This is a genomic window from Pseudomonas sp. NBRC 111140 (genome assembly GCF_001320885.1).
Classification (GTDB): domain Bacteria; phylum Pseudomonadota; class Gammaproteobacteria; order Pseudomonadales; family Pseudomonadaceae; genus Aquipseudomonas; species Aquipseudomonas putida_P.
In genome coordinates this window covers 1-12317 of record NZ_BCBQ01000063.1, presented here as the reverse complement: position 1 = coordinate 12317, position 12317 = coordinate 1, and the positions used below count along the sequence as shown (strand labels likewise).

The 12317-nt window shown below is 61.9% G+C and carries 13 protein-coding genes and 1 pseudogene; 13 read left to right on the top strand and 1 reads right to left on the bottom strand.

From position 1 onward, the window contains the following. The first annotated feature begins 1 nt into the window (after position 1). From APH42_RS19165 to APH42_RS19110, 13 genes are all read left to right on the top strand, one after another. Complete coding sequence (locus APH42_RS19165) at positions 2 to 376, top strand: type II secretion system protein (protein WP_012272103.1); 375 nt, start codon at positions 2 to 4, stop codon at positions 374 to 376. Further along, the gene (locus APH42_RS19160; RefSeq protein ID WP_012272104.1) at positions 351 to 878 is read left to right on the top strand and encodes a type II secretion system protein; all 528 of its coding nucleotides are present in this window, start codon (positions 351 to 353) and stop codon (positions 876 to 878) included. The genes APH42_RS19165 and APH42_RS19160 overlap by 26 nt, the downstream gene beginning before the upstream one ends. After that, on the top strand, positions 875 to 1267 hold the full coding sequence (gene csgE / locus APH42_RS19155) for a curli production assembly/transport protein CsgE (RefSeq protein WP_012272105.1): 393 nt from the start codon (positions 875 to 877) through the stop codon (positions 1265 to 1267). The genes APH42_RS19160 and csgE overlap by 4 nt, the downstream gene beginning before the upstream one ends. Next, a complete protein-coding gene (locus APH42_RS19150; RefSeq protein ID WP_012272106.1) occupies positions 1264 to 1677 on the top strand; it encodes a curli assembly protein CsgF in 414 nt (137 codons plus the stop codon). Before csgE ends, APH42_RS19150 begins: the two co-directional genes overlap by 4 nt. 34 nt (positions 1678 to 1711) lie before the next feature. Then, positions 1712 to 2563: a CsgG/HfaB family protein gene (locus APH42_RS19145; RefSeq protein WP_060494021.1), complete on the top strand. Its 852-nt coding sequence runs from the start codon at positions 1712 to 1714 to the stop codon at positions 2561 to 2563. Positions 2564 to 2755: 192 nt separating this feature from the next. Next, positions 2756 to 3649, top strand: a complete 894-nt coding sequence (locus APH42_RS30305) for an RHS repeat-associated core domain-containing protein (protein ID WP_082421430.1) — start codon at positions 2756 to 2758, stop codon at positions 3647 to 3649. A gap of 90 nt (positions 3650 to 3739) precedes the next feature. After that, the gene (locus APH42_RS30855) at positions 3740 to 3922 is read left to right on the top strand and encodes a hypothetical protein (protein ID WP_012272109.1); all 183 of its coding nucleotides are present in this window, start codon (positions 3740 to 3742) and stop codon (positions 3920 to 3922) included. A 356-nt stretch (positions 3923 to 4278) separates the two neighbouring features. After that, entirely contained in the window at positions 4279 to 4524 is a 246-nt protein-coding gene (locus APH42_RS19130; RefSeq protein ID WP_060494034.1) for a hypothetical protein, read from the top strand. 292 nt (positions 4525 to 4816) lie between these two features. Then, a complete protein-coding gene (locus tag APH42_RS29380) occupies positions 4817 to 5791 on the top strand; it encodes an RHS repeat-associated core domain-containing protein (RefSeq protein ID WP_082421429.1) in 975 nt (324 codons plus the stop codon). 481 nt (positions 5792 to 6272) lie between these two features. After that, complete coding sequence (locus tag APH42_RS19125; protein ID WP_060494019.1) at positions 6273 to 8183, top strand: sigma-54-dependent Fis family transcriptional regulator; 1911 nt, start codon at positions 6273 to 6275, stop codon at positions 8181 to 8183. A gap of 3 nt (positions 8184 to 8186) precedes the next feature. Beyond that, complete coding sequence (locus APH42_RS19120) at positions 8187 to 9920, top strand: ABC transporter ATP-binding protein (RefSeq protein WP_060494018.1); 1734 nt, start codon at positions 8187 to 8189, stop codon at positions 9918 to 9920. After that, entirely contained in the window at positions 9910 to 10587 is a 678-nt protein-coding gene (locus APH42_RS19115; RefSeq protein ID WP_060494017.1) for a hypothetical protein, read from the top strand. Before APH42_RS19120 ends, APH42_RS19115 begins: the two co-directional genes overlap by 11 nt. Beyond that, positions 10580 to 11872, top strand: coding sequence for an NAD(P)/FAD-dependent oxidoreductase (locus tag APH42_RS19110; protein WP_060494016.1), 1293 nt, complete (start codon positions 10580 to 10582; stop codon positions 11870 to 11872). The genes APH42_RS19115 and APH42_RS19110 overlap by 8 nt, the downstream gene beginning before the upstream one ends. Positions 11873 to 12015: 143 nt before the next feature. On the opposite strand, the pseudogene APH42_RS19105 reads toward APH42_RS19110, so the two are convergent. Continuing rightward, a pseudogene (locus APH42_RS19105) lies at positions 12016 to 12317 on the bottom strand (hypothetical protein); the annotation flags it as partial.

Below are 12317 nucleotides of genomic sequence, written 5' to 3'. Positions count from 1 at the left end.
CATGAAACGCAGCAAAGGCTTCACCCTGATCGAATTGCTGGTGGTCATGGCGATCATCGCCACGCTGATGACCATCGCCATGCCGCGCTATTTCAACAGCCTGGAAAGCTCCCGCGAGGCCACCCTGCGCCAGAGCCTGGCGGTGCTGCGCGAGTCATTGGACCACTACTACGGCGACACCGGCCATTACCCGGACTCGCTGGAGCAACTGGTGGAGCAACGCTACCTGCGCAACACCCCGGTCGACCCGATTACCGAACGCAGCGATGCCTGGCAGTTGGTGCCACCGCCCGAAGGCGTGGCCGGCGGCGTGGCCGATATCAAGAGCGGTGCCACAGGGAGGGCGCGTGATGGCAGCCTCTTCGCTGAATGGTAAGGCCCAAAGCGGCTTCACCTACCTGGGCGTGCTGCTGCTGATTGCGGTCAGCAGCGTGGCCCTGGCCGCTACCGGCACGATCTGGGCCAGCGCCGCCCAGCGTGACCGCGAACGCCAACTGCTGTGGGTGGGCAGCCAGTACGCCCAGGCCTTGCGCAGCTACTATCGCGCCTCGCCGGGTTTGGCCCAGTACCCGCAGGACTTGGCCGACCTGTTGCAGGACAACCGTTTCCCCCAGGCCAGGCGGCACATTCGCAGGCTGTACCCCGACCCCATCACCAACAGCGACGAGTGGGGCCTGCTGCGCTCGATCGACGGCCGCATCACCGGCGTGCACAGCCGTTCGGACGCCACCCCATTCAAACGCAGTGGCTTCAGCGCCGAATGGACAGGCTTCGAGGGGTTGGAGCATTACAGCGACTGGCAGTTCGTCGCCGAGCAGGCCTTCAGCGAAAGTGCCGGCGGTGTGCAGACCCACAGCGGCCCGGGAGACACGCCATGAACAGCCTGGCAGCGCTGTGCCTGAGCCTGCTGTTGCTGGCCACCTCGGCCAAGGCCGGTAATGAAGACGAGATGCAGGGCTTTATCGTCGACAACACCATCTCGCACATCGGCCACGACTTTTATTACTACTTCGCCGACCGCCTGCGCGCCACCAGCCGCCTGGACTTCAACCTGGTGGTACGCGAACGCCCGGATGCCCGCTGGGGCAGCCTGGTCACCGTGGAATTCGAGCGTGAAGTGATGTACCGCCGCTTCCTGCCACCAAACACCACCGAGCTCAAAGACGAGGCCGTTGCCGCCGCCGACCTGGTCAAGCAGCAAATCATTCAACGCAAGCTGCAACGCCTGCTGCAGGACACCACCGACTTGGAGAGGGACGAGCTATGAACCACCGCATTCCACGTTGCATCGCCGCCTGCCTGCTGGCCAGCGCTTTTGCTGCTCAGGCCACCGAGCTGGTGTACACCCCGGTCAACCCGGCGTTTGGCGGCAACCCATTGAACGGCACCTGGCTGCTGAACAACGCCCAGGCGCAGAACGACTACGACGACCCCGACCTCAAGGACCGTGCCTCGGCCTTTACCGGCACCACAGCCCTGGAGCGCTTCAGCAACCAGCTGGAGTCGCGGATGTTGTCGCAGTTGCTGGACAACATCAGCAACGGCAGCACCGGCAGCATGGCGACCGATGCGTTTCTCATCGACGTCATCGACGATTCCGGGGCCTTGAGCATCAAGGTCACCGATCGCGCCACAGGAGAAATTTCGATCATTGAGGTCAGCGGCCTGAACCCCTGAGAGGGAAGGGCTTTTATGTTGGGGAGAGAACACCATGAAACGTCTGCTGAGCACGCTGCTGATCCTCACCGCCCTTGGCCTGCAAACGGGTTGCAGCCTGCGCGAACCCATGTCGGCCGAACAGGACTCGGAAACCCCGACCCTGACCCCACGGGCCTCGACCTACTACGACCTGATCAACATGCCACGCCCCAAAGGCCGGCTGATGGCCGTGGTTTACGGCTTCCGCGATCAGACCGGGCAGTACAAGCCGACCCCGGCCAGCTCGTTCTCCACCAGCGTTACCCAGGGTGCGGCCAGCATGCTGATGGACGCCCTGAGCGCCAGCGGCTGGTTCGTGGTGCTGGAGCGTGAAGGCCTGCAGAACCTGCTGACCGAACGCAAGATCATCCGGGCTTCGCAGAAAAAGCCTGATGTGGCGGAAAACATCATGGGCGAGTTGCCACCGCTGCAGGCCGCTAATCTGATGCTCGAAGGCGGCATCATTGCCTACGACACCAACGTACGCAGCGGCGGGGAGGGGGCTCGTTACCTGGGGATAGACATCTCCCGCGAGTATCGGGTGGACCAGGTGACCGTGAACCTGCGTGCCGTTGACGTGCGCACCGGGCAGGTGTTGGCCAACGTGATGACTAGCAAGACCATCTACTCGGTTGGCCGCAGCGCCGGGGTGTTCAAGTTCATCGAGTTCAAGAAACTGCTGGAAGCCGAGGTGGGCTACACCACCAACGAACCGGCGCAGCTGTGCGTGCTGTCGGCGATCGAGGCGGCGGTGGGGCATTTGCTGGCGCAGGGGATCGAGCGGCGGTTGTGGCAGGTGGCCGGGGATGCGGGGGATGGCAAGGCCACGGTGGACAAGTATTTGAGCCAGAATCAGCAGCCGTGAAACAGGTTGAACGGCACCGGTGCGGTCGACGTGGGTGAGGCATTTTGCGACACAAGGCCGCTCCTGAGCCTAACATTTTTGCCAGTAGAAATTTTTACCATTAGCCATGATTATCTTGTGTAAAGCTGGAGGTGGGGAATCATCGTGACACCTACGCTAGGAACGTTATTTGACACGTCACGTGGCAGACCGATGTCTGGTGCTTTTCCTTATTCGCCTTATGGTTTCGTTCCTCGGTCAACGAGTTTGCTCGGTTTTAACGGCGAGCGACTAGACCCGTGTACCTGTAGTTATCTGCTTGGGAGCGGTTATCGATTATTTAACCCTGCTCTGATGCGATTTGGTTCTCCGGACAGTGTAAGTCCGTTCGGGTACGGTGGATTGAATTCATATGGATGTTGCCAAGGGGACCCAATAAATTTAAAAGATCCCAGCGGGCATGGCCCAGTGCCCCCAGGCTATGATTTTGTAGGGTATCATGGTAGTACGCTAAAACATCAAAGCTCGTTGTTAAGTGGCGTTCAGCTCAAGTCACGTCCTACGGTTCATCATGGCAAGGGGTTTTACTTTACGCAAGACAGAAAATTGGCTTGGCATTATGCAAGGAGAACAAGTAGTCGTGAACGGGATGGGTCAACTCCGCACGTGTTTGGAGTATATGTAAAAAATTTCAAAGAACTGAAGGCGGGAGCGGAAGTCGTTAACCTCTGGCGTGGCACTGATAGACGCGTCAAAGAAAGCTACCGGATTCGTGAATCAGTATTTAATAAAGTAAAAGTGCTGGAAACAACTTACGGCCATCTTGTTCGTAGAAATTCGTTTGTCAAAAATCCGGGGTCTCATTCGCAGCGCTATCAAGGATCTCAGGGATCTCAGGGCTTTCAGAGCTTCCAGACTTTTCAGGGTTATCAGGGTTATCAGGGTTATCAGAGTTTTCAGGGTAATCAGAGTTTTCAGAGCTTCCAGGGTTTTCAGAACTTCCAGAGTTTTCAGAGCTTCCAGGGTTTTCAGGGCTTCCAGAATATGCAGGATATTCGTGGAAATCAGAACTTTCGGGGCTTTCACAACTTTCAGTACCCTCAGTAGCAGAAAAAAGGCCGGTACGCTCTGGGAGTAAGCAATAACAATCCGTTTCATCCCCGCCTCACAGAAAAAGCCTAATGTCGGAGGGACATCATGGTCGAGCTGCCACCGCTGCAGTCCGCCAACCTGAAGCTGGAGGGTGGCATCATCGCCGACGACACCACCTGGGTATCGACACCTCCAGCCGTGATCTATCTTGAGGGCCTTTTCGCGGGCTTGCCCGCGAAGAGGCCAATGCGGTTGACAGAAGTGTTACGACAAATGCCCTCAGCTTGAAACCCTTCCCTGACCTCGGTAGTCTTTGCCCGCTGCTGTCAATCCAGCAGCCGGGTTTGGTAGCCCGCGATCAATCAAGGCGCACAAGCGCCCGCTCTGCGATACAGTTGGCGCTTTTTTGTGCCCGGCTGTTTCGTTTTATGGCGGCTGTGCGTAGGGCGCCTCCGTGCGCGCCGGTTTCCTTGATTCCCGGTCTACCAACCTGCGTACAGCCGTCACCACTTCGTTTGGTAGCGATCTGTGGCGGCTCCAGTGAATCAAGGAGCGACACAATGACAAAAGGCTTACCTGATCCTCCCGTACGCGCCACCACGGCGTCCTCCAGTTCTTCGACCTGTGAATGCAGCCATCCGCCGTTGTTTGCCGTGCGTGCGGGGGTGGACTACGAAGATGCGCTGGTGCATCTGTCCACGCTGCTCAAGGGGGCGTTTGCGACCAACCTCAAGGCGTTGGAGTTGGCCAAGGGGACTTGTCGTGATCTGTTGTTGAGCAATGACCATGGGCTGGATTCGGCCAAGGCGGTGGTGGAGGCTTTGCTCGATGGGGTTGAAAGGCAGCAGCTGGACGAGCGGGGGAAGGCGGAGCTGGTGCGGGGTGTTTGAGGGCTGGCTCGGGGGTTGTGTTTGGGCCTCCAAGTGCACGCCGATGAAGGTTTGTCGCCTGTGAGATCGAGCGCCGCCCGCGCGGCGCTCGATTTCCGCCCCACCCGAAAACCCAAGCCATACCCCCCCAGTCACACTCAGCCATTTCTCCCGCACACTCCGGAAAACTCTCAAGCTCTTAGCCCGCCACCTTGCACGGCACTAGGCCATTGCGAACTGATATTTTTGATAGTTGCGCTTGTATTGAAACTGGGCAATTGTTTCGTAAGGGTTGGTTAAAACGGAGCAGACGATGTCTCGATATTTTTATAGCGGGTGGCGATTAACTACCAAGGTGAGTGCGGATAACACTTGCAGTGTGTTTGCTGGCGCTGACGTTGTGATAGGTGAGGTTTCTGAACAAACGCGGTGGCTGCTGGCTGTAGATCGACAAAATTCAATATTCAAGGTGCAGCACAGTCGAAGCTATAGCCCTTATGGCTTTGATCAGGCTGCATTGACAGCGTCTCTCCTTGCTTACAAGGGGGAACATCGGGATGTCACGTCTGGATGCGATTTGCTTGGCAATGGGGTACGTGCCTATAGCCCGGTACTGATGCGATTCTGTTCACCTGACGTGATAAGCCCATTTGGCGCGGGTGGGATCAATGCGTACGTATATTGCGAAGCAGATCCTATCAATTATCTGGACACTGACGGGCGGATGAAAGTGCCAGTCATACCTTCCCCTTGGGCATCTAAACAACCTTACGGTATAAGCCAGCGGTCGCGCGCTATTCAGCGTGTATCACCGCCATCACCGCTATCCGCTATGTCGAAGATGGTTGAAGCGCTACCAGAAAATGGCTATCTTCCGCTTCCGCGAGTACATCCAGAGGGGGCGTCGTCGCAGCCCCGGCGCTCTTATTCGAGTTTGCATGCAGTACCCAAGGAGTTTTGGGAGAAGGCAGGTGAATTATACAAAAATCCCAATGCTGTGGCGAGCGTATGGGTTAACGACGCGCGAACCAAAGGCTTGATCAACACCGAATTGATTCTAGATCAACTGCTGATTAGTGCGATCAGCTACAAGATTGAGACTCGTGGCGCTAGATTAACAGGGTGGGGCGAGCGCGATGCTCTAAGTGAACTAGGATTTAAAAGTCGTGCCATCGCACAAAGTTCTCTCTCGCATAGAATTAATACAGTGGTGCGCTCCCGTTTTCCAATTGCTGCCTCCGCCAGTAGTGGGAGCGTTGCCAGTCGGATACGTCGGTCTGGAAATTAGACCTCTTCCAACAGTGGGTGAGTCTGGCTTGACCGGGGCTTCACTGGCATCAGGCTCGGTGTGAGCCTCTGTGGGCGCTGCGGTGCGGTGATCCTATTTGCCCGAGTAGAAAAGCCGGAGCAGGTGGCACGATCATTTGGGAGAAGTGTTACAGTGCTTACCGTTTGGTAGCGATCTGTGGCGGCTCCAGTGCGTTGCTGGATGGGGTTGAAAGGCAGCAGCTGGACGAGCGGGGGAAGGCGGAGCTGGTGCGGGGTGTTTGATGACTGGTTCGGGGGTTGTGTTTGGGCCTCCAAGTGCACGCCGATGAAGGTTTGTCGCCTGTGAGATCGAGCGCCGCCCCACCCGAAAACCCAAGCCATACACCCCCAGCCATCCCCCAACCCATCAACCAGATGACGCCCAGCCATTTCTCCCGCACACTGCGGAAAATTCCCAAGCCCGTACCCCGCCATCTTGCAGGGCACAGCCGGAGTAGAAAATGGCGCGACAACTAATAACAAACGCCCAAGACCCGCTGCACGAATCCCGCCAGGCCCGTCTGAAGCTGGCCAGCGAAGGCGAGCTGCCGCTGGGCATGCTGCGCGACGAGATCGACGCGTCCTGGCGCCGCAGCCTGGGCCATGGCCTGGATTGCCTGCAGGGCGAACAGGTCGGCCTGGGCCTGGAACAAGGCCATGACCTGCGCATGCTGCTGGAGCGCAACCGTCTGCTGGTCGACGCCGTCACCCCCGAATTGGACTACCTGGTCGCACGCCAGGGCAAGGCCGGTATCGTCATTCTCGGCGACGCCCAGGCCAACGTCCTGGCCATCGAAGGCCAGACGCACGTGCTCAGCCGCGAGGGCCTGCGCGACCTGCACCCCGGCAGCTGCTGGAGCGAGTCGCTGCGCGGCACCAATGCCATCGGCACCGCCGTGGTCGAAGGCCGGCCGACGCTGATCAACTGCGGTGAACATTACCTGGACCGCCTCAGCCCGTTCTCCTGCACCTCCGTGCCGCTGCGCGACCCGCGTGGCGAGGTGATCGGGGTGCTCGACATCACCCGCGAAGGCGTAATGGCGCAGCCGCAAGACAGCCTGTCGACGCTGATGCTGGCGGCCGGCAACATCGAAAGCCGCTTGTTCGGCCTGTGCCATCCAGAGCAGTTGGTGCTGGCCTTCCACAGTCGCCCGCAGTATCTCAACAGTGCCTGGCACGGCCTGCTGGCGCTGAGCCTGGACGGTGAAGTGCTGGCCGCCAACGACAGTGCTTGCCAGTTATTGCAGGTGCCGCGCCATGAGCTGATTGGCAGGCGCAGCACCGACCTGCTCGGCGAGCGTTCACCTGCATTTATCGCACGCCTGTGGCAGGGCGGGGTGAGCAGTGTGCAGACGGCCAAGGGCGAGTTCTACTTCCGCGCCCTGCAACTGCCACGCCATGGCCGGGTCAATGGCAGCACGCCAGCCGGCAAGCCGGCGCTGAGCAAGCAGTCGCCCGCGCTCGACGCCCTGGCCGGTGGTGATCCACGCCTGGCGCGCAACCTGCGCATGGCCCGCCAAGGGCTGGGCAATGGCCTGCCGGTGTTGCTACTGGGCGAGACCGGTACCGGTAAAGAAGTGGTCGCCCGGGCCTTGCACCAGGCCAGCCCGCGTGCCGACAAACCGTTCGTGGCCGTCAACTGCGCGGCCATTCCCGAGGGGCTGATCGAGTCGGAGCTGTTCGGCTACCGCGAGGGCGCCTTCACAGGTTCCCGCCGCGGCGGGATGGTCGGGCGGTTGATGCAGGCCCATGGTGGCACGCTGTTCCTCGACGAAATCGGCGACATGCCGCTGGCCTTGCAGGCGCGCCTGCTGCGAGTACTGCAAGAGCGCCGTGTAGCGCCGCTGGGGGCCGGCGACGAGCAGGACATCGACGTGGCGCTGATCTGCGCCACTCACCGCGACCTGAAACGCCTGGTACAAGAGCAGCACTTTCGCGAAGACCTGTACTACCGGGTCAACGGCGTGTCGCTGCGCCTGCCGGCGCTGCGCGAGCGTGACGACCTGGCCGCGATCATCCAGGGCCTGCTGGATAAGTCCGACGCCCGTGGCGTCACGCTGGAGCCGGCGTTGGCGGCATTGCTCGAAGGCTTCGACTGGCCGGGTAACATCCGCCAGCTGGAAATGGTGGTGCGCACGGCACTGGCCATGCGCGAGGACGGCGAGCAGGTGCTGACGCTGGACCACCTCACCGACTGCCTGCTGGACGAACTGGCCAGCGGCTCGGCGCCCTCCGGTAGCCTCAAGGACAACGAGCTGGAGCTGATCCGTGGCGCCCTTGCGCGCCACCAGGGCAACGTGTCGGCCGCCGCCGAAGCACTGGGCATCAGCCGGGCGACGCTGTACCGCAAGCTCAAGCAGTTGCGCGGCTGAACCATGGGCCCATTGTTCGCAAAGCTGGTGGAGTCCAGCGACCCTGTACTCATGCGCCAGGCGTTGGCCTGGCTGTATGGTTTCGTGCGCCCGCACCGGCGCGCTATCGGCCTGCTGCTGGGTTTGTCGCTGGGCGCCTCGTTGCTGGCCCTGGCGCAACCTTGGCTGGTCAAGACGCTGATCGACGAGGGGCTGCTGGCCAAGGACTACCAGACCCTCTGGCACATGGCAGCGATCATGATCGGCGCAGGCCTGCTGGGCACGGTGCTGGCCGGCGTCAACCGCTACCTGCACACGCGCTTGTCTGGGCGCATTCTGTTCGCCCTGCGCGATGACCTGTACCGCCACCTGCAGCAGTTGTCGCCTACGTTCTATGGGCGGCGGCGCATGGGCGACATTCTTTCGCGGCTGGACGGCGATGTGGCGGAGATCCAGCGCTTTGCCGTGGATTCGCTGTTCTCGGCGGTGTCGGCGGTGATCGGCCTGGTGGGCGCGGTGGCGTTGATGCTGATGCTGTCGTGGCAGTTGTCGCTGTTGCTGGCGCTGCTGGTACCGATCGAGGTGCTGTGGCTGCGCTGGATGCGCCGTAAGGTAGAGCGCGAAGTGCGCAACCTGCGGGAACGTTCGGCGGATGTGTCGTCGTTCCTGGTCGAGACCTTGCCGGCGATGAAGTTCATCCAGGCGGCCGGCCAGCAAGGCCGCGAGGCAGGGCGGCTGGATCAGCTTGGCCAGGGCTACATGCGCCAGTTGCTGAAGGTGCAGGTGACCGAATTCTTCACCCAGGCCGTTCCCGGCACGCTCACCTCCTGGTGCCGCGCTTGCGCGTTCCTGGTCGGCGGCTGGTGGGTGATTCAGGGGACCTGGCAGCTAGGCGCGTTAATCGCCTTTTCCACCTACATGGGCATGGCCGTAGGGCCGGTGCAGAGCCTGCTGGGCCTGTACGTGGCGGTGCAGCGCATGGCCGTGAGCCTTGGGCGGGTGATGGAGCTGAAACGGGAAACCGTGGCCGTACGCCCGGCAGCCAACCCGCAACCCATACCCGATGGGCCAGGCGAATTGCGCCTCGAAGCACTGAGCTTTGCCCATGAAGGGCGCCAGGGTGCGGTGCTGAATAACGTACAGGTGTGTGTACCAGGCGGGCTGAAGGTGGCCATCAGCGGCGCTTCGGGGGTGGGCAAGTCGACCCTGATCGACCTGTTGCAGCGCTTCTACGACCCGGACGCTGGGCGCATCCTGCTGGACGGGACCGACCTGCGCGAGCTGGACTTGGCAGCGCTGCGTAGGCGTATCGCCGTCGTCAGCCAGGACATCGTGCTGTTCCGTGGCACTCTGGCGCAGAACCTGGCCTACGGCGTGCCCGAGGCCAGCCGCGCAGAGCTTGAGCGTGTGGTGCGCCTGGCGCGGCTGGACGGCCTGGTCGACAGCCTGCCGCTGGGCCTGGACGGCTTGCTGGGCGAACGTGGCCAGCAGTTGTCCGGCGGCCAGAAGCAACGCATCGCCATCGCCCGTGCGGTGTTGCAGGCCCCGGCGATTCTGGTGCTGGACGAGGCCACCTCGGCGGTGGACGAAGCCACCGAACGTGAGGTGATCGCAGCTATCGACCAGCTGTTTGCCAGCCGCACGCGGATCCTCATCAGCCACCGCGCGTCGACTTTGGCTGATGCCGACCTGCACTTGCAGTTGCATGACGGCCAGTTGCAGGTACTGCCGCAGGAGACGGTCAAACATGGGCGCTGACGTGCGCGTTGGGGTCATCGACAGTGGCTGCTCGCCGGAGCAAACCAACGGCTTGCTCGATGCCCGCCGTTTCTGGCTGGAAGACGGCCAGTTACGTGAAGGCGCAATGCTGTCCGATGAGCTAGGGCATGGCAGTGCCGTGCTGGCCAGCTTGCAACGGGAGGCTGGCCCTGTGCCGTTGCTGGTGGCCCAGGTGTTCGGCGGCCAGGCCAGCACCAGTGCCTTGCAGGTGGCGGCAGCGCTGCTGTGGCTGGTGGAAGCGGGGGCTACGCTGGTCAACCTGAGCCTTGGCCTGCAGCAGGACCGAGCGGTTTTGCATCAGGCCTGCGCTGAGGCCTTGGCTGCGGGCGTGGTGTTGTGTGCATCCAGCCCGGCACAGGGCGGGCCCGTATTCCCAGCCAGCTACCCAGGCGTGATTCGGGTGACCGGTGATGCACGTTGCGCGCCCGGCCAGTGGTCGTGGCTGGGCACCCGGCAGGCGGACTTTGGCGGTTATGTAGGGACGGGCGGCAGAGCGGGCGCTAGCCTGGGTTGTGCGGCATTGAGCGGTAGGATTGCGGCGTTGCTGCGTGACGAACCGGGCATGGATCGCCAGCGAATCCATGCGTGGTTGCGTCAGCATGCGACGTTCTCAGGCCCAGAGCGACGGGGGGCGAGCCATGCCTGAACCGCGCATTGTGGTGTTGGGTGCCGGCCCTGCGGGTGCGGCCACGGCCATAGGCCTGCGGCGGCTGGGTTATACCGTGACGGTGGTGTCGCAGTGGCGCCGTTTCGCGGCTGTTGAAGGGGTTTCGCAACGGGTGCTGGAGGGCTTGCGGCATGCGGGCCTCGGCGGTGCTTTGAGCCAGGCGGCCACGCCGGCTACCCGGCAGGTGCACTGGAATGGCCAGCACCTGCGAATGAACCAGGAGTTCTTGCTGGATCGGCAACGGTTTGATCGGGCGCTGCGCGACGATCTTCAGCGTGCCGGTGTAAGCGTGGTCGAGGGGCGGATACGCGAGGTGGTGCACGAGGGCGGTCATCATGTGCGTCTGGACGATGGGCAAGTGCTGACGGCTGATTTTCTCGTCGAGGCCCGAGGCCGCCAGGCACCGCTGGCCGCAGACCGCCTGCGCGGGCCGGAAACAGTCAGCCTGCTGAATGTCTGGCAGGGTAGCCCTGGCGCGCCTGCGTCGGCAGTGGAAAGCCTGGAGGATGGCTGGGCGTGGATGGCGCGGCTGGCAGATGGCCGTTGCTACTGGCAAGTCACCCAGGACGCTGCAGGCCTGCCGGGTAAGGCCGGGTTGGCCGATTATTGCGCGACGCTGCGGGCACGCAGCGGGTTGGTCGCGGAGCTGTTCGACGATCAGGCGTTGGTGCCGGCACAGGTGCATGCACGCAGCAGTACTGCCATTCTGGCGGGCGAATGCGTCGGGCATGACTGGATACGGGTGGGTGATGCGGCGATGGCCGTTGACCCGCTGTCGGGTAACGGGATTTTCCAGTCACTGTCTTCGGCGTTGCAGGCGCCGGTGGTGATCAACACCTTGCTGCGCCGGCCCGAGCGGGCGGTGTTGGCGTGGCAGTTTCACCAGCAGCGGGTCGAACAGCTGTTTTTGCGATTTGCCCGCATTGGGCGGGATTTCTATGGGCAGGAGCAAGGGCGGGTAGGGCAGCCATTTTGGGCTCGGCGCCAAGGCTGGCCGGATGCGCAGCCCTTGCATACGGCCGCGGATTGGAGCGCCGTGCGGGTTGAACGGCGGCCTGTGTTGCGCGACGGTCTGGTGGACGCGGCCGAGGTGGTGGTGACGGCGGACCAGCCGTTGGGGGTGTGGCATTTGCAGGGGGTGGAGCTGGCGCCTGTGGTACGTGCGTTGCTGGGTGGCCTGGCAATTGGGGCGGTTTTGTCGGGCTTACCGGGTGAGCAGCAGATGATGGTGCGGCGGTGGCTGGTGGAGCAGGGGTTGGCTTGAGATGGCCGGGGCCGCTTTGCGGCCCATCGCGACACAAGGCCGCTCCTACACAGGTACAACATCGCCTGTGATGCTTGCGCTGTACTTGTGTAGGAGCGGCCTTGCGTCGCGAAAGGGCTGCGAAGCAGCCCCAGGCTGCAGAGTCAAAAAAAGGTCCCGACAATCAGTTGCATGTAGGCCCCCGTATCCCGCCCACCCAATTGCGTGCCGCCGTTGTTCGCACTGCGCTCCGGCTTATAGAACCCCACCAACGGGCTGATCAGCAGGTGCTCGTTGACCATCCATTCCACGTACAGGTCCAGCTCACGCCCGCCGAGGTTGCCCTGATCCGTGTCCAGCGTATCGAAGTCGAAGTACAGCGCGCCGACGGTCAGGTTGTCCCGTGGCTTGCCTTTCAGCGCCACATGGTGCACCTGGCTGTTCTTGTTGAACGGCCCGGCATAGT

Bases quoted from the DNA above. Each gene is read 5' to 3' on its own strand.
- APH42_RS19160 (WP_012272104.1), top strand. From the start codon at position 351: ATGGCAGCCTCTTCGCTGAATGGTAAGGCCCAAAGCGGCTTCACCTAC.
- APH42_RS19125 (WP_060494019.1), top strand. From the start codon at position 6,273: ATGGCGCGACAACTAATAACAAACGCCCAAGACCCGCTGCACGAATCC.
- APH42_RS30305 (WP_082421430.1), top strand. From the start codon at position 2,756: ATGTCTGGTGCTTTTCCTTATTCGCCTTATGGTTTCGTTCCTCGGTCA.
- APH42_RS19120 (WP_060494018.1), top strand. From the start codon at position 8,187: ATGGGCCCATTGTTCGCAAAGCTGGTGGAGTCCAGCGACCCTGTACTC.
- csgE (WP_012272105.1), top strand. From the start codon at position 875: ATGAACAGCCTGGCAGCGCTGTGCCTGAGCCTGCTGTTGCTGGCCACC.
- APH42_RS19110 (WP_060494016.1), top strand. From the start codon at position 10,580: ATGCCTGAACCGCGCATTGTGGTGTTGGGTGCCGGCCCTGCGGGTGCG.
- APH42_RS30855 (WP_012272109.1), top strand. From the start codon at position 3,740: ATGGTCGAGCTGCCACCGCTGCAGTCCGCCAACCTGAAGCTGGAGGGT.
- APH42_RS19165 (WP_012272103.1), top strand. From the start codon at position 2: ATGAAACGCAGCAAAGGCTTCACCCTGATCGAATTGCTGGTGGTCATG.
- APH42_RS19115 (WP_060494017.1), top strand. From the start codon at position 9,910: ATGGGCGCTGACGTGCGCGTTGGGGTCATCGACAGTGGCTGCTCGCCG.
- APH42_RS19145 (WP_060494021.1), top strand. From the start codon at position 1,712: ATGAAACGTCTGCTGAGCACGCTGCTGATCCTCACCGCCCTTGGCCTG.
- APH42_RS19150 (WP_012272106.1), top strand. From the start codon at position 1,264: ATGAACCACCGCATTCCACGTTGCATCGCCGCCTGCCTGCTGGCCAGC.
- APH42_RS29380 (WP_082421429.1), top strand. From the start codon at position 4,817: ATGTCTCGATATTTTTATAGCGGGTGGCGATTAACTACCAAGGTGAGT.